Annotated in this window: 13 protein-coding genes; 6 read left to right on the forward strand and 7 right to left on the reverse strand. The window is 69.8% G+C overall.

The window, feature by feature from the left end; all coding sequences use genetic code 11:
• Positions 1-19: 19 nt before the first annotated feature.
• Positions 20-631 carry an FMN-binding negative transcriptional regulator gene (locus tag HHX33_RS10605; protein WP_182874410.1) on the reverse strand — a complete coding sequence of 204 codons (612 nt, stop codon included), beginning with the start codon at positions 629-631 and terminating at the stop codon, positions 20-22.
• A 44-nt stretch (positions 632-675) separates the two neighbouring features.
• Complete coding sequence (locus HHX33_RS10610) at positions 676-1,923, reverse strand: mannosyltransferase family protein (protein ID WP_310741296.1); 1,248 nt, start codon at positions 1,921-1,923, stop codon at positions 676-678.
• A 773-nt stretch (positions 1,924-2,696) separates the two neighbouring features.
• Between HHX33_RS10610 and HHX33_RS10615 the strand changes: the two genes are divergently transcribed.
• The 3 genes from HHX33_RS10615 (at position 2,697) to HHX33_RS10625 (ending at position 6,292) form a co-directional block, all read left to right on the forward strand.
• A complete protein-coding gene (locus HHX33_RS10615) occupies positions 2,697-4,514 on the forward strand; it encodes a glycosyltransferase family 39 protein (RefSeq protein WP_182874411.1) in 1,818 nt (605 codons plus the stop codon).
• A gap of 65 nt (positions 4,515-4,579) precedes the next feature.
• Positions 4,580-5,536 carry a TIGR03885 family FMN-dependent LLM class oxidoreductase gene (locus HHX33_RS10620; RefSeq protein WP_182874412.1) on the forward strand — a complete coding sequence of 319 codons (957 nt, stop codon included), beginning with the start codon at positions 4,580-4,582 and terminating at the stop codon, positions 5,534-5,536.
• A 195-nt stretch (positions 5,537-5,731) separates the two neighbouring features.
• Positions 5,732-6,292 (forward strand): TOPRIM nucleotidyl transferase/hydrolase domain-containing protein, encoded by a 561-nt coding sequence (locus tag HHX33_RS10625; protein ID WP_182874413.1) that lies wholly within the window; start codon positions 5,732-5,734, stop codon positions 6,290-6,292.
• 71 nt (positions 6,293-6,363) lie between these two features.
• On the opposite strand, the gene HHX33_RS10630 is transcribed toward HHX33_RS10625, so the two are convergent.
• Together HHX33_RS10630 and HHX33_RS10635 are read right to left on the reverse strand one after the other, a co-directional pair.
• On the reverse strand, positions 6,364-7,380 hold the full coding sequence (locus HHX33_RS10630; RefSeq protein ID WP_182874414.1) for a HEAT repeat domain-containing protein: 1,017 nt from the start codon (positions 7,378-7,380) through the stop codon (positions 6,364-6,366).
• Positions 7,381-7,386: 6 nt separating this feature from the next.
• Positions 7,387-8,049 (reverse strand): HEAT repeat domain-containing protein, encoded by a 663-nt coding sequence (locus tag HHX33_RS10635; RefSeq protein WP_182874415.1) that lies wholly within the window; start codon positions 8,047-8,049, stop codon positions 7,387-7,389.
• 270 nt (positions 8,050-8,319) lie between these two features.
• Between HHX33_RS10635 and rph the strand changes: the two genes are divergently transcribed.
• Positions 8,320-10,926 (forward strand): rifamycin-inactivating phosphotransferase, encoded by a 2,607-nt coding sequence (gene rph, locus HHX33_RS10640; RefSeq protein ID WP_182874416.1) that lies wholly within the window; start codon positions 8,320-8,322, stop codon positions 10,924-10,926.
• A gap of 53 nt (positions 10,927-10,979) precedes the next feature.
• Here the strand turns inward: rph and HHX33_RS10645 are convergent, their stop codons facing one another.
• Positions 10,980-11,357, reverse strand: coding sequence for a DUF5997 family protein (locus HHX33_RS10645; protein ID WP_182874417.1), 378 nt, complete (start codon positions 11,355-11,357; stop codon positions 10,980-10,982).
• A 55-nt stretch (positions 11,358-11,412) separates the two neighbouring features.
• On the opposite strand from HHX33_RS10645, the gene HHX33_RS10650 reads away from it, so the two are divergent.
• Positions 11,413-12,138 carry a LysR family substrate-binding domain-containing protein gene (locus tag HHX33_RS10650; RefSeq protein WP_310741297.1) on the forward strand — a complete coding sequence of 242 codons (726 nt, stop codon included), beginning with the start codon at positions 11,413-11,415 and terminating at the stop codon, positions 12,136-12,138.
• Positions 12,139-12,186: 48 nt separating this feature from the next.
• On the opposite strand, the gene HHX33_RS10655 is transcribed toward HHX33_RS10650, so the two are convergent.
• Positions 12,187-12,579, reverse strand: a complete 393-nt coding sequence (locus tag HHX33_RS10655; protein WP_182874418.1) for an AQJ64_40280 family protein — start codon at positions 12,577-12,579, stop codon at positions 12,187-12,189.
• Between the two features lie 354 nt (positions 12,580-12,933).
• Between HHX33_RS10655 and HHX33_RS10660 the strand changes: the two genes are divergently transcribed.
• The gene (locus HHX33_RS10660; RefSeq protein ID WP_182874419.1) at positions 12,934-14,670 is read left to right on the forward strand and encodes a WD40 repeat domain-containing protein; all 1,737 of its coding nucleotides are present in this window, start codon (positions 12,934-12,936) and stop codon (positions 14,668-14,670) included.
• 294 nt (positions 14,671-14,964) lie between these two features.
• Here the strand turns inward: HHX33_RS10660 and HHX33_RS10665 are convergent, their stop codons facing one another.
• On the reverse strand, positions 14,965-15,387 hold the full coding sequence (locus HHX33_RS10665; protein ID WP_182874420.1) for an AQJ64_40280 family protein: 423 nt from the start codon (positions 15,385-15,387) through the stop codon (positions 14,965-14,967).
• Positions 15,388-15,683: the final 296 nt, after the last annotated feature.

The raw sequence follows: 15,683 nt of genomic DNA on the forward strand, positions 1-15,683 counted from the left end.
GACGGGTCGCCCCGGCCGGTCACCCCAGCCTGCGGAGGAGGTGACCGCGGGCGGCCTCGTCCCCGGGGCCACCGCGCTCCGCGAGCCGTTCGGCGACGTACCGGCGGTGGGCCTCGTCCACGTTCCCGCCGTACTTGAACTTGCCGTCGATCTTCTGGATCGCGAGCCGCAGGCCCCGGATGCCGGGCAGGGACCTGCGGTGCTCGGCGGGATCGGCGAGCCCGTCGTCGAGCCGGGCGAGCTGGGCGCGGAGGATCTCCGCCTTGCCCTCGGCGTCGTCGACGATCTCCGCGTGGCAGACCAGCTGCACGGCGGCGTAGTACGTGGTCGGGATGCCGAGCCGGGGGTCCTCGCCGCTGTCCGGCAGCACCTTCCACGCGCCCCTGACGTACGCCCAGTCGCCGGCCAGGGAGAGCAGGACCGCGGGGTTCTCCTCGATCGCGGCCCACACCGGGTTGGGCCGGGCCAGGTGGAGCAGGACCGTCGAGGCGTCGGCGAGGAGGAACTGGGTCGGCACGACGACCGGCACGTCGCGACCGCGTCCCGACGCGATGAGGTGGCCGAACTCGCTCACCCGGACGAAGGCCAGCGCCTCCTCCTCCGACGCGGCGTCCCACGGATGGATCAGCATGCTCCCACTCTAGGCGGAGCCCTCGGCCCGCCCCGGGGCGGTGGTCAGCCGGTCCAGGAGCTGTTCATGAAGGAGATGACCATCGGCACCGTGAGCGGCCCGATCACGGTGGCGTAGAGGATGATCACCCATCTGTGCCGGGCGGCCGTACGGCCGACGAGCACCCACAGCGGCCACCAGAGCAGCGCTCCCCGGGGCATCGACATGTAGAACGTCGACGTGGTGAGCACGGCCACCTGGAGCCCGACGTAGACGAACTCGGCCCAGCGGCGGGTGACCAGGAGCCAGACGAGCAGCAGCAGCCCCACGATCGCCACCGCGAGCTCCAGGCGGAACATCGGCCCGAACGTGGCGTCGCCGGTCATGTCCCAGGTCGAGCGGAACGACTCCCAGGGCCAGACCATCCTCCGGCCCCAGCCGGCCTCCTGGGCGTGGTTCCAGGCCAGCCAGTCGCCCGTACGGGAGTGCTGGTAGGCGGAGTAGGCGACGATCGGCGCGAACGGCAGCAGCAGCCAGGGCGCGTCGCGCCAGCCGGTCCAGCCGTCCCTGCGGATCCTGCTGACGACGAACTCCGTCACGAGCGCCGCGGCCAGGAACAGGCCGGTCACCCGTACGCAGGACGCCCCGGCGGCCAGGGCGCAGGCCACCGCCCAGTTGCGGCGCCGCACGGCCAGCCAGGCGGGCAGCGCGAAGGCGAGGAAGAGCGCCTCGGAGTAGCCGGCGAACAGGAAGACGGCGGGCGGGCACAGCAGCAGGGCCAGCACCGCCCAGCGCCCGGCGCCGACGGGCGCCTCCAGGTCGGCGAGCTTGGCCAGCGCCACCATCGCCACCGCGCCGGCCAGGAACGAGATGATCAGTCCGGCCAGGGTCCAGTCGTGGACCACCAGGTGGACCAGGCGCAGCGCCAGCGGCAGGCCGGGGAAGAAGGCCGGCAGCCCGGGGTCGGGGTCCTGGTTCGGGTCGCCGCCGTAGCCGAACTCCGCGATCTCCCGGAACAGGTCGACGTCCCAGTAGTGCCACCGCTCCAGCAGCGGGGCCCTGTTGGTGCCGGAGACGGCCAGGACGCCGTAGACCGCCATGAGGACGATCCCGGCCCTGGTGCCGACCCACAGCAGCAGCGCGTCCCTGACCGTGGCGTTCCGCTCCGCCGCCTCGGCGGAGGCGCCCTCCGGCGGAGGACTCTCGTCGCCGTGGCCGGGCTCCTCCTCGTCCGGCCCGCGATCCTCCGGGTCCGTCCCGGGCCGCTCCCCGCGCTCCGGGTCGCGGCCGGTCTCCTGGACAGAAGCCGTCACGTGCCGCCCCTCCACTCGCCCCTGCCGGCACCGCCGTGCGTACGCGGTGGCCGTACGTCCTTCCGCCTCCGGCGGAGTCTGCCGCCGGACCGGTCCTGCTCCGCGCGGCCGCGGGCACGCCGGGGGTCCTGCCGCACCGGGGGCCGTACGGGCGAGCGCGGACGCGCCCATGATCGGAGATGATGTCAAGGTCCTGAGCCCCGGCGCCAGTCCGAATCCGTACGAAAGCCACTGTCGACGCCCACCGCGCCGGGCGGCCGTCGCTGACGTCGGGGTTCGCTCCGCCATCGGACGGGGCGGCCCGCGCCCGGCCTGAAAATTCCATCGCCGGAGATCGCGAAGACCGCCCCCGTTCACCGCGCCTGGCGGAATCGGCCGGACGACATGCCGCCGTGCCGGGGCGACCGGGCCGCGCCGGACGGCGGCACAGGTGAAATTTTCATCGAGGCGGCTCGAAGAGGGCCGCACCGGAGCCCTGGTCAGGGACCGGAGAACCCCGGTTGCCGCCTGCGGGCGGTGCGCGTGGAGGCGGGCCGGGATCTTGACACGTCCCACCGCGTCATATTTGCTCCGCTGCACATCGCGGTGACAGGCGCGTGCGCCGTGGCCGGTTTCCCGTCCGCGTAACCCCCCCATGTGCATGGCACAGGAAGATGCGTGATGTTGAGAAGACCGCGCACCAGGGGGCGGAGTCCCGGCGGCCTCCCCTCCCTGCCCTCCCCCGACATGCCGTCCGGGCGGGCCCGGTGCCCGTCGGCCGCTGGAGAGGTGCGATGACGCCCGCCCGCCCGGCCACCCGCCGGAACGCTCGCATCGCCGCCGCTCGCGCGGCCTCGGACGAACGGCAGGATCGGACCCTGCGACGGCAGATCCTGTTCGCGATCGTCGCGGTGGCCTTCGCCGTGCACGCCAACGGGATCGGCAACGGCTTCGTCTACTTCGACGACCCCGAGGGCGTGATCGACAACATCTCCATCCGGGAGTTCAGCGCGGCCAACATCGGCCACTGGTTCACCACTCCGCTCCAGTTCATGTACACACCGCTGGTGTACGTGTCGTACGCGGTGGACTATCTGTTCGGCCAGGGCGCGACGGGCGTGTACCACTTCACCAACGTCGTGCTGCACCTGGTCAACGTGGTCCTGGTGTTCCTGCTGATCCGCCGGCTGACCGAGCGTCTCTTCCCGGCCGCTTTCGTGGCGGCGGCGTTCGCGATCCATCCCGTGAACGTCGACTCGGTCGCCTGGATATCCACCCGCAGCAACCTGCTGGCCACGCTTTTCACGCTGGCCGCGCTGCTGACGTACCTGCGTCACCTGGAGTCGGAGCGGTGGCCGCCGCTGGTCTGGTCGTTGCTCCTCTTCGGGCTGGCCGTGCTCTCCAAGTCGACCGCGGTCGTGCTTCCCCTCATGTTGTTCCTCGTCGACTTCTTCCGGGGCCGCCCGCTGTCCCGCCGCGTGCTGTTCGAGAAGATTCCCTTTCTCGCCGTCTCCGCGGCCGCGATTCTCGTCGCGCTGAACGTGCGGGAGGACGTGGTCCCGCCCCAGGGGTACACGATCCTCGACCGGTTCCTTCTGGCCTGCTCGGCGGTGGGCAACCATCTGGTGCAGGTGGTCTATCCGCTCCACCTGTCCCTCGCGTACGAGTACCCCCGCAAACCGTTGTCCTGGCTCTTCTTCCTCTGCCCGCTCGCCCTCGTGGCAGGGGCCGCCCTTCTCCTGCTGGTCAAGCCGGCCCGCAGGGTCGTGGTGTTCGGGCTCGGGTTCTTCCTGGCCGGCGTCGCCCCGGCCCAGGCCGTGCTCCTCATCGACGGCTACCACGCGAACAGGTACGCGTACCTGCCCTATCTGGGTCTCTTCCTGGTCGCGGCCTGTCTCGCGGAGAAGGCGCTCCGGCATCGCGACCGCCGGCTGCGGGCCTGCGTGATCGGCGTGATGGCGGTGTTCGTCGCGTTCTTCGCCACGCTGACGGTCGTCCGGAACACCGCCTGGCGGAACACGGAGACCATCATGAGCGACGCCATCGCCAAGGAACCGGGCGTGGCGTTCACGTACAACGCCCGGGGCATCGCCAGGTTCCGCGAGGGCCGGTACGACGGCGCCACCGCCGACTTCGAGCGCACCGTCGAACTCGACCCCGACTTCATGCTCGCGCACCACTACCTGGGCATGACCAGATATCACAACGGCGACTACTCGGGGGCTCTCGCCGAACTCGACAACGTGGTGTCGCGACTGCCGACCTTCGCCGCCGGCTACAACGAGCGCGGGAAGACCAAGATCGCCCTGCGCGACTACCAGGGGGCCTATGCGGACCTCTCCGCCGCCGTTCAGTACGACTCGCAACTGGCGGAGGCGTACTACCTCCGCGGTGTGGCCGGGACCGAGCTGGGCAACCCGCAGGGAGCCGTATCCGATCTGAACACGGCGATCGGACTGTTTCCCGGATACGCCGACGCCTATCACCAGCGCGGGGTGGCCGAGTCGCGCCTGGGCGACACCCGCGCCGCGTGCGCCGACTGGAACACGGCGGCGTCCCTCGGCAGCACCGCCGGGAACACGGCCGTGGCCGAGAACCACTGCGCCGGTTAGCCGGTCAGCCCACAGTGGCCCCGGCGGCGGTTGGCCCCGGCTCCGCCGGGGTAGCAGCGTGGCGCATGACGGAGTATGGAATCCACGCCTCCCACGAGCAGATCCCGCCCGCCGACCTCCTCACCGCGATGATCGCCGCCGAGCGTGCCGGCTTCGACGCCGCCATGTGTTCCGACCACTTCTCCCCCTGGAGCGAACGGCAGGGCGAGTCGGCCTTCGCCTGGTCCTGGCTCGGCGCCGCCCTGCAGGCCACCGGCCTCACCTTCGGCGTCGTGAACGCCCCCGGGCAGCGCTACCACCCGGCGATCGTCGCCCAGGCGATCGGGACCCTCGGCGCGATGTTCCCGGGCCGGTTCTGGGCCGCGCTCGGCAGCGGCGAGTACAGCAACGAGCACATCACCGGCGAGCAGTGGCCGCGCAAGGAGGTCCGCGACGCCCGCCTGCGCGAGTGCGTGGACGTCATCCGCGACCTGCTCGACGGGAAGACGGTCACCCACGACGGCCTGGTGACCGTCGACCGTGCCCGCCTGTGGACCCGCCCGGACACCCCGCCGCCGCTGATCGGCGCGGCGGTGAGCACCGCTACGGCGGCCCGGTGCGCGGAGTGGGCGGACGGCCTGGTCACGGTCAACGCCCCCGAGGACCACCTGCGCGAGATGATCGCGGCGTACCGTGACGCGGGTGGACGCGGACCGGTCTGCCTGCAGGTCCACCTGAGCTGGGCGCCGACCGAGGAGGAGGCGGAGGCGATCGCCCACGACCAGTGGCGCAGCAACGTCTTCGGCCCGCCCGTCTCCTGGGACCTGGAACTGGTGGAGCACTTCGACGTCGTCTCCGAGCACGTCACCGTCGAGCAGGTGCGCGATGTGGTCAACGTCTCCGCCGACCTCGACAGGCACGTCGACTGGCTGCGCGGCTACGCGGATCTCGGCTTCGACCGCGTCTACCTGCACCATGTGGGCCAGGACCTGCTGCCGTTCATCGACGCCTTCGGCGCCAAGGTCCTGCCCGCACTGCGCTGACGTCGGCCGCGACCCGTCGTACGGCGGGCGGGCCGGGGACGCCGGCGTCCGGCCCTCCCGCCGCTCGTCACTCCTGCCGGGTGCGCCGGATCGCCTCGGCGATCCGCTTGACGCGTGCGGGAGACCAGCCATCGGTTGCGCGTTGGCCTGGAAAATGGGTACGAAACCCCCCGGACGGGGTGCGAGGCTGGGCGGATGACCCGTACGCACACCGTGGTCCTGGTCGAAGGGCTCAGCGACAAGGCGGCCGTCGAAGCCCTGGCCGGCCGCCGGGGCCGGGACCTCGACGCCGAGGGCATCTCCCTGGTGGCGATGGGTGGCGCCACGAACATCGGGACGTACATCGCCAGGTTCGGCCCTCCAGGGCGCGACCTGCGGCTGGCCGGTCTGTGCGACGCCGGCGAAGTGGGCGCCTTCCAGAGGGCGCTCGAACGTGCCGGCCTCGGGTCCGGTCTCGACCGGAGCGACCTGGAGGCGCTCGGGTTCTTCGTCTGCGTGGCCGACCTGGAGGACGAACTGATCCGCGCCCTCGGCACCGCCGCGGTCGAACGCGTCATCGACGCCGGAGGCGAACTCGGCTCGTTCCACACGCTCCAGAAGCAACCCGGATGGCGCGAGCGCAGCACGCACGACCAGCTACGCCGCTTCATGGGATCAGGCAGCGGCCGCAAGATCCGCTACTCGGGTCCGCTCGTCGCGGCGCTGGACCCCGATCGCGTCCCCCGCCCACTGGACGCACTGCTGGCCCACCTGTGAGCCGCATATGCGAGGGACCAGATGCGAGCCAGGGTGTGGGCGGCGCGAATCGCGGGACTCGCACTCCGCAGTCAGCAGCCGTCGCCCGTCTCGTTGCGCAGCTTGAGAATGTAGGCCGCGGTGAGCGCGACGGCACGGTCGTCGTCATGGGACAGGTCCGCGAGGACACGTGACGTCGTGGATCCCGGGATGTCCGCGAGCGCCTGCGCCAGCCGTAGACGTACGGGCGCGTCCTGGGTGCCGTGGGCGATGCGGTCGGCGAGCCCGGTGGCGATCCGATCCGCCAGCGCAGGATCAGCCGCAAGGGCGCTCAGCGCATCGGCCGCGTCGACGTCGTTCGTCCCCTCGACGACCATGTCGGTGAGTGCCGGGATCGCGTCGGCCACTCCGCGTGCCCCGAGCGCCAGAGCCGCGCACCCGCGGACCACCGCGTCAGGGCTCGTGAGGGCGTCCCGCAGCAATGTGGTCGCCGCACCGTCCGGAATCTCGGCGATGGACTGGACGGCACGTCGCCGCACCTCGGCCACCGGTGAGCCGAGGCCCTCCGCGAGCAGTCCCAGCGCGCCGTCGCCCGATCGCGCCAGAGCCCATCGAAGGGCTCCGGCGACGTTCGGGTCCGCCTCGCTCAACACGGCCTCGGCCAAAGCCTCCACCGGCACCGCAACCTCTTCCGCCGAGGACAGGGCCGCGCGCTGGCGCTTTCCGGCGCTGTCCGACCCCAGAGCCTGGAGGAGCGCCACGGTTCGCAGGACGTCCTCCCAACCGGCGGGTTCCGCGGCACCGATCCGGCGTAGCCGCGTGAGCAGTTCCGTCTCGGCCGCGATACGTTCTCGCGACTGGCGGATGAGGTCGTCGACGAGCTCCGAGGGCGTGAAGCCGGGATCGTCCAGCGCACGCCCGACCTCACGCAGCGACAGCCCCAACGACCGCAGGCTTTCGACATGGAAGATCCGCCGGATGTCCTCGGCGGAGTACTCCCGATAGCCGGCCTCGGTGCGGCCCGTCGGCCGCACCAGGCCGAGCGACTCGTAATGCCTGAGCATCCGGGCACTTACCCCGGACCGTCGAGCCACATCCCCGATCAGCACCGCCTGTCACCCCTCCTGCGCGCCGAGGACCGCGACGCGCTTCGCCTCCTCGATCGCGAACTCGAATCCCGCGTCGGGGTCGCGCAGCAGCCGTTCCGTGGCGATCGCGTGCTGACGCACGCGAGGGTCGGGATCCGTCGTCGCGACGCGCAGAATCGGCGTGATCACCTCGCCGAGCGCGACCAGCGCCCGGCTGAGGCTCAACCGCGTCTCACGCTCGCCGCGTCCGAGCTGTGTCGCCAGCACTCCCGCCAATTCGGACTCCTCGCCTTCGGGCACGAGTACGACCGCCGCTCGCCAGGCGCTCCGCGCCACCTCGTCGTCGCCGTCGGTCAGCAGGCCTCGTGTGATCGCCGGCCACGCCCGCCGATCCCCGATCTTGGACAGCGTGTGCAACGCCTGGCTTCGTGCCTGCACGCGCTCCGAGCGGAGTTCATCGACGAGCTTCGGAACCGTGATCGATGACGAGTGGCGGGTGAGCGCCCAGGTAAGCATGTCACGCACGTAGAAATCGGGCTCGATCGCGCACCGTTCGACGAGCCTGTCGATGAACCTCGGGTCCGGGGTCGTACCGGCCGCGAGCACCGCCTGCAGCCGCACCGACGAGCTGCCGTTCTCCAGCCCCTGGAGAGCTCGCATGATGTTCGTGTCCTCTTCGGGCATGGTCATCGGGACCACCTCCTCGGCCACAGTGAAGGCCCTGCCACTGTGTCAAGGTCAAGCGAGGTCACCGCATGAGATGTCCGAGACTCTCGGACCGGTCAGCACCAGGGGTTCGGTGCGGGTGCCGGAGGAGGCCGGGGCGGACCGCGCATGAGGTGCGCGCCACCACTCCCCTCCAGTTTCACTGTATATCAGATCCGCAGACCTCATGAGGCGTAAAAAATTGCTTCATACTGCCCGTTGCGAACCGATCCGACGAGCGATGGAGCAGCGGAAATGCGCTACGTGATGGGTTTCGAGCAAATCGACTCGGCGAATGTCGGGGACGTCGGCGGAAAGGGGGTGCACCTTGGGGAGCTCTCGCGAATCGACGGCGTCCGCGTGCCGGACGGCTTCTGCGTCACGACGGATGCCTTCCAGCGGGTCGTGGCCGAGGTGCCGTCGATCGACGCCCAGCTTGATCTGCTGTCCCGCGTACAACCGGACGACCGCGCGGCGATCCGCGCCCTGAGCGCGGACGTCCGCCGCGTCGTCGAAGACGTCGCGATGCCCGACGATCTCGTGGCGGCGATCGGCGAATCGCTCGCCCGGCTCGGCGAGCAGGACTCCTACGCGGTACGGTCCAGCGCGACGGCCGAGGACCTGCCGACCGCGTCCTTCGCCGGCCAGCAGGACTCGTACCTGAACATCGTGGGCCTGGCGGAGATCCTCCGGCACGTCCGGCGGTGCTGGGCCTCGCTGTTCACCGAGCGGGCGGTGACCTACCGGCGCCGTAACGGCTTCGACCACCGGAAGGTACGGATGGCCGTGGTCGTACAGCGGATGGTGTTCCCGGACGCGGCCGGGATCCTGTTCACCGCCGACCCCGTGACCTCGAACCGGAAGATCGCCACCGTGGAAGCCGGTTGGGGGCTCGGCGAGGCGCTCGTCTCCGGCCTGGTCTCCGGCGACGTCTACGCGGTGCGCGACGACCAAATCATCACCAGAACGATCGCCACCAAGCCGCGGATCGTCCGGGCGTCACCCGGAGGCGGCACCCACGACGCACCGGTCGAGCCGCAGCGGCAGACGCAGCCGGCTCTGACGGACGCGCAGGTCGTACGTCTGGTGCGGCTGGGCCGGCGGATCGAGGCGTACTTCGGCCGGCCCCAGGACATCGAGTGGTGCCTGGCCGGCGACGAGTTCCACATCGTCCAGAGCCGGCCGATCACCACCCTGTTCCCCGTCCCCGCGACCGGCGACCAGGACAACCACCTCTACGTCTCCGTCGGTCACCAGCAGATGATGACCGACGCGATGAAGCCGCTGGGACTGTCCCTGTGGCAGCTGACGACCCCCCGGCCGATGCACGAGGCGGGCGGACGGTTGTTCGTCGACGTCGCCCCCGTCCTGGCGACGTCCGCGGGCCGCGCGAACCTCATCGGGACGCTGGGGAGGTCCGACCCGCTGATCCGGGACGCGCTGCAGACCGTCGTCGACCGCGGCGACTTCCTCCGCCTGCTTCCCGACGAGGATGCCGGCTCCGCACCCGCCGGCGACGCGCCCGCTCCGATCGAGACCGATCCGGCCGTCGTCACCGAGCTGATCCGGAACAACCAGGCGTCCGTCGCCGCCCTGCGGCGCGAGATCCAGGGCCTCTCCGGCCCGGCGCTGCTCGACTTCATCCGCACCGACATCGAAGAGCTGAGGCGCCTTCTGTTCGACCGGCGGAGCTTCCAGGTGATCATGGCGGGGATGGAGGCGGCCTGGTGGCTCAACGACCAGCTCGAGGCATGGCTGGGCGAGAAGAACGCGGCCGACGTGCTCACGCAGTCCGTCCCCCACAACGTCACGTCGGAGATGGGGCTGGCGCTCCTCGACGTCGCGGACGCGGTCCGGCCGCACGCGGAGGTCGTGGCGTTCCTGCACCGCGTCGCGGACGAGGGCCGGGACGGAGACGGCTTCCTGGACGAGCTGGCCGGGCTGCCCGGCGGACGGGAAGCACGTGACGCCATCCGGGGCTACCTCGACGAGTACGGCATGCGCTGCACGGGTGAGATCGACATCACCAGGACGCGCTGGAGCGAGCAACCCGCCACGCTCGTGCCCAGCATCCTCGGCAACGTCAGGAACTTCGAGCCGGGCGCCGGCAAGCGGCGCTTCGAACAAGGACTCCAGGAGTCCCTACGGAAGGAAGAGGAGCTGCTGACGCGGTTGCGCGCCCTGCCCGACGGGGAGCAGAAGGCCGACGAGACCAAGCGGATGATCGACCGCGTCCGCACCTTCGCCGGATACCGCGAGTACCCCAAGTACGGCATGGTCAGCCGCTACTTCGTCTACAAGCAGGCGTTGCTGCGGGAGGCCGATCGCCTCGTCCAGGCCGGCGTCCTGCGGGAGAGGGACGACATCTTCTTCCTCCGGTTCGAGGAGCTGCGTGAGGTCGTGCGCACCGACGCCGTGGACGCCGAACTCATCCTGGAAAGACGGGAGGCGTTCCGGTCGTACGAGGCGCTCACGCCGCCCCGGGTCCTCACGTCGGACGGCGAGGTCGTCACCGGCCGGTACCTGCGCGACGACGCCCCGCCCGGCGCGCTGGTGGGCCTCCCGGTCTCGGCCGGGACCGTCGAAGGCCGTGCCCGTGTCATCACGGACATGGCGCGGGCCGACCTCGAGGCGGGCGACATCCTGGTCACCACCTACACCGACCCCAGCTGGACCCCCCTGTTCGTCTCCGTCGCCGGACTGGTGACGGAGGTGGGCGGCCTCATGACGCACGGGGCGGTGATCGCGCGAGAGTACGGCCTGCCGGCCGTCGTGGGAGTGGAGCAGGCCACCCGGTTGATCCGCGACGGCCAGCGGATCCGCGTCCACGGAACCGACGGGTACGTCCAGATCCTCGACTGAACCATCACGTCGAGATGCCAGGGGCTCGTCTCGGGGCAGAGACGAGCAGGGTCTCAGCCGTCGCGTTGCTTGAGGCGGAGCGCTTCCTTGCGGGTCTCGGCCTGGACGGCTCGCTCGCGCTCCAGCCACGGTGGGTTCTCCGCTTTCAGCGCCTCGATCTCAGCGGTGGTGAGCGGTCCGGTGATCCCGCCTCTGATCAGGCCGGAAATGGAGATCCTGAGCTTCGCGGCGATGACCTGCTTGGGGTGCGGGCCGTTGCGGCGCAGGTCGGTGAGCCAGGCGGGTGGGGTCGACTGCAACTCGTTCAGCTCGTCCCTGGAGACGACACCCGCCTGGAACTCGGCGGGAGTGGCCGAGAGGAGAACACCCAGCTTCTTGGCCGCGGTCGCGGGCTTCATCGTCTGGATGGTCTTCGGTCTGGACGAGGTCATGGCGCCAAGCGTAGTCAGTCGGAACGGGTTCCCCTGACATCGATACCCTGGGGAAGTGAATGACGGGGAGACCGGCAGGGTGTTCCGGCTGGCGTACGTGCCCGGGGTGACACCCGCGAAATGGGTCGGCATCTGGACCGAGAGGATGCCCCATGTGCCGGTTGACCTGGTCGCGGTTCCCGCCGCCGAGGTGGTGGACCTCCTGCGGGACGGCGGCGCCGACGCCGGCTTCGTCAGGCTGCCGGTCGACCGGGCCGGCCTCAGCGTGATCCCTCTCTACGTGGAGACCACGGTGGTCGTGGTGCCCAAGGACCACGCGGTGGCCGCCGTCGACGAGGTGGCCACCGCCGACCTGACCGACGACGAGGTGCTCCACCCTCTGGACGACACCATCGAGTGGACGGACCGGCCCGGGCTGCCCGCGTTCACCCGCCCGGCCACGACGGCGGACGCGGTCGAACTGGTGGCGGCCGGGACGGGGCTCCTCCTGGTTCCGCAGTCGCTGGCGCGCCTCCACCACCGCAGGGACCTCACGTACCGGCCGGTGCCGGACGCGCCGCAGTCCCAGGTCGCGCTGGCCTGGCCCACCGACGCGACCACCGACCTGGTGGAAGATTTCATCGGCATCGTCCGCGGCCGGACGGTGAACAGCTCGCGGGGTCGTACCCCCGACTCCCAAGCAGCGAAACCGAGACAGCAGGCACAGAAACCCGTACAGAACGGCTCCGGCCGCCGTGCCGTACCGGCCGGCCGTAAAAGGAAGGGCCACCGGCCTCGGTGACCTCGCCCGCGCTTTCCCTGCCGTTCGCGCGAGGCGTGGGTCACGCCGTCATGTCCCCTCACGCAAGGCGTTCGCGCGAGCGGCCTCCGCCTTCTCGCCCAGGAGGTAGTGCACGTTCGTGCCCGGCAGAGTGGGCAGCTCCGCCCAGTGGGTGATCGGATCGTCAAATTCCAGCGTTTCATCACGATCCCGGCCGTAGGGCAGGCGGACGACACCGTCAGAGTCGACGAAGCAGTCGCGGTATTCACGCCCGTCCTCGGCGAAGTGACGGGTGGTGAAGTACATCGGCCTCACCAGCCAGAATTCCTGCCCTGCGTCCGGATCGCGCTCGCCCGCATCGTCGGACGCGAAACGGCCCATTATCGCGGCGGCCACGGGCACGCCGTCCCCCGGCAGCCTCTCCTGTGAGTCCACCCACTCCACCTCCGCGCGCATGTTCATCCCGGCTCCGATCTTCTGTCAGGTACGGCCATCCTGGCATTCCCGCCCTTGTCCCGCCCGCTCAGCGCCGGCCTCAGCTCCTACTCACTCGATGTTCGCTGGGGGAAAGCCCTACCGTGATGTGTCGAACCCTCCGTCCATGGGGAGCTGCTGAGGTTGAGTGCGATTCGCAGGCCTTTGTTGCTGGTCCTCTGCCTGCTGCTGGCCGGACCCGCACTCCATGCGTCAGCGGCTGGACCGCCGAAATGGCCGTACGCGTCGAAACCGTGCGAGGAGACGGCCAGAACGCCTGTTCCTCGCACGTTCGGGCCTCCGGTGGCCCTCGGGGGTGACGGGCACACCAATGTGACGGGGGTGGCCATCGGCCTGCTGGGGTCGCGTCCCGTCGCGGTCAGCGCCGGGGACGAAGGCAGTCTGCGGGTCTGGGACCTTCCGACCCTCGCCCCGATCGGAGAGCCGGTCAAGGTCGGTGGACCGATCAGGGCGATCACTACGAGTTCGTTTCCGGAACACCCACTGACGCTGTTCGTCAAGGTGGGCCGTTCAGAAAAGACGATCACCGTACGACGGTTCCAGGGGCAACCGCTCACAGTGACCAGCGGGGACGCCAAAGGTGCCGCGATCGGCCGCCTGAACGGTCGCACCGTGAAGGTCACCGCTGGTGACGAGCTCCACGTGGTCGACGCGGGGACCGGGCGGGAGATCGGGCCGCGCATCCTGCTGGGAGAGGACAACGGAGTCAACGCGCTCGAACTCGTCACTCTGCACGGCAGACTCACCGCCGTGGTCAACGACAACGGCGGTGACGAGAACGAACCGGGACCGGATCCCCTCCGTTTCGTGGACCTGGCCAGCGGTAGACGACTCGTGGGAATCGACGGTGATTTCACCACCGTGCGAAAAGCGAGGGTGAACGGGAAGACCGTACTTCTGACCGTCAACCGGCCCGCGGGCAGCATCTCCATATGGGACCCCGTCTCGCGCAAGCAGATCGGGCTCCTGCCCGGCAATCCACCGGCACCCAGTGCTCTGGGCGGCGAATCCTACGGATTTTCGCGGCCGGCCTTCATCGAGGTCTCACTGGCCGTGGGAGAACTGGCCGGTCGGCCGATCGCGATTACCGGAGGCGGTGACAACACCGTCCGGCTCTGGGACCTCGGCACCGCCCGGCAGCTTGCCGCGACCGTTCCTCCCGGTCACACCGACTCCATTCTGGCGATCGCGGTCAGCGAGTCGGCCGGCCGACCGGTGGCGATCACCCAGGGCTGGGACGGCCAGACGATCCAATGGGATCTCGCCACGGGTCGGAGGGTCGCCGCTCCACCGCCGGACACCTACGGCTCCCTCGAAGACATCCCGGCCGATCGCCTGCGTGACCGCACTGTCGTCGCGGACCGAGCGGGAGGCGGACGATTCCGGGATCTCGTCGCCTCCAGCCTGGAGGAGGCTCTCCGCGCCAGGGACGAAAGGACAGCGCCGTGGGTCACCCAGGTCGGTGATCGCACCGTGCTGTTCGGCAGGGATGGAGCCAGAGCATGGATCAAGGACCTCGCCACGGGTGCGGGAATCGGAGCCCCGGTGAAAATCGGTGCCACTACTCCACTACAGCTCACGACTCTGGCCGAAATCGACGGCAGGCCGGTTCTCCTCGTCAGCCTGAAGGGAACGACCCGCATTCTGGACTTCCAGAGCGGCCACCTCCTCGGCGAGGTGAGCGGGGTCAGCTCCAGTGAATCCCCGATCGCGGTGGCCCGCGTACGCTGTACGACCGGTGTCCTCACCAGACGCAGCAGTCGCCTCTATTTCTGGGATCTGCGGACCGGTCGCAGACTGACACCCACTCTCCGGGGGCATGGCACACGCGTCCTCCAAATCCTGACCGGACGGCTCGGCGACATCCCGATCGCGGTGACCGCCGCCCTGGGCGGCGAAATCCGTGTGTGGAACCTGCTCGACGGACAGCAGATCGGCGATCCGCTCAAGGCTCACAACCGGTTGGTCGTCATGGCGCTCGGCTACGTGAACGGGCACACCGTCGTGCTTGCCGGGGGAAAAGCCGAGAAGGTCTTGATGTGGGATCTCGGTCGGTAGGCATGCGACCAGGAGGCATCTGAAGCATCCGCGCTGCCGCCGACCCGTCAACATCTGGCGCCCGGCCTGGCGGAAGCGCGACGCCAAGACCGCCGTCGCGCCCATCTCGCCGGCCACCGGCCCAGGGTTCAAACCCAATCAGGTCCGATTTGAATCAGCGTTCGACCACGTTCGGTGGCTGCGGACGCCTTGGTCGAAGGCGAGTGGCAGTCCGCCTCGGCGGCCTTGCACAGCCGGGTGCGCACTTCGTCGACGCATTCGGGGATGGTGGTGCCAATGCCATGCCGGCGTGGCTCATGAGATCGCGAGCGCGCCATGAACGCCGTTATGCCCCTCCTCCAGGGCGTTCGCGCGAGCGGTCTTCGCCTTCTCGCCCAGGAGGTAGTGCACGTTCGTGCCCGGCAGAGTGGGCAGTTCCGCAAAATGGGTAATCGGATCGTCACAGTCCTGCGGCTCGTCATGGTCACGGCCGTAGGGCAGGCGGACGACACCGTCAGAGTCGACGAAACAGTCGCGGTACTCACGCCCGTCCTCAGCGAAGTGACGGGTGGTGAAGTGCATCGACCTCACCAGCCAGAATTCCTGCCCGGCGTCCGGATCACGCTCGTCCGCATCGTCGGACGCGAAACGGCCCATGATCGCGGCGACCACGGGTATTCCGCGCCGCGTTCCGGGCGCGTCCACGGCGATTGTCACCCAGCGCGCCACGCCTGCCATCAAGCCAGAAACTAGTCCACTGCACGCGAACGATATACACCTCGCGTTGGGGCTCCATGACGAGATAGGTCACCAGCCCACGCTCTCCAAAGGGCATGACCCGCATGTTGCCGTCGGGCTTGCTTGGCGATTGCGGCCCACCGGCCCAGGGCTCCAGCTCAACCAGGTCTACTGATCTTTAATTCGTGATGTCGACTCCTGTCGTTATCGCCAGGCCGGTCGGTGGGAGGCAGCCGTCGATGAGGTGGGGCCTGTACTGGATCTTCTTCAGGGCGCGCTTGATGACCCGGACGAGC

Origin of the sequence: Microbispora sp. H10670 (assembly GCF_014161385.1) — a bacterium.
GTDB lineage: Bacteria > Actinomycetota > Actinomycetes > Streptosporangiales > Streptosporangiaceae > Microbispora > Microbispora triticiradicis.

What these genes read in the sequence shown, in the direction of transcription:
- HHX33_RS10605 (WP_182874410.1), bottom strand. Translation starts at nt 631, where the DNA reads ATGCTGATCCATCCGTGGGACGCCGCGTCGGAGGAGGAGGCGCTGGCC.
- HHX33_RS10615 (WP_182874411.1), top strand. Translation starts at nt 2,697, where the DNA reads ATGACGCCCGCCCGCCCGGCCACCCGCCGGAACGCTCGCATCGCCGCC.
- HHX33_RS10620 (WP_182874412.1), top strand. Translation starts at nt 4,580, where the DNA reads ATGACGGAGTATGGAATCCACGCCTCCCACGAGCAGATCCCGCCCGCC.
- HHX33_RS10625 (WP_182874413.1), top strand. Translation starts at nt 5,732, where the DNA reads ATGACCCGTACGCACACCGTGGTCCTGGTCGAAGGGCTCAGCGACAAG.
- HHX33_RS10635 (WP_182874415.1), bottom strand. Translation starts at nt 8,049, where the DNA reads ATGACCATGCCCGAAGAGGACACGAACATCATGCGAGCTCTCCAGGGG.
- rph (WP_182874416.1), top strand. Translation starts at nt 8,320, where the DNA reads ATGCGCTACGTGATGGGTTTCGAGCAAATCGACTCGGCGAATGTCGGG.
- HHX33_RS10645 (WP_182874417.1), bottom strand. Translation starts at nt 11,357, where the DNA reads ATGACCTCGTCCAGACCGAAGACCATCCAGACGATGAAGCCCGCGACC.
- HHX33_RS10655 (WP_182874418.1), bottom strand. Translation starts at nt 12,579, where the DNA reads ATGAACATGCGCGCGGAGGTGGAGTGGGTGGACTCACAGGAGAGGCTG.
- HHX33_RS10665 (WP_182874420.1), bottom strand. Translation starts at nt 15,387, where the DNA reads ATGGCAGGCGTGGCGCGCTGGGTGACAATCGCCGTGGACGCGCCCGGA.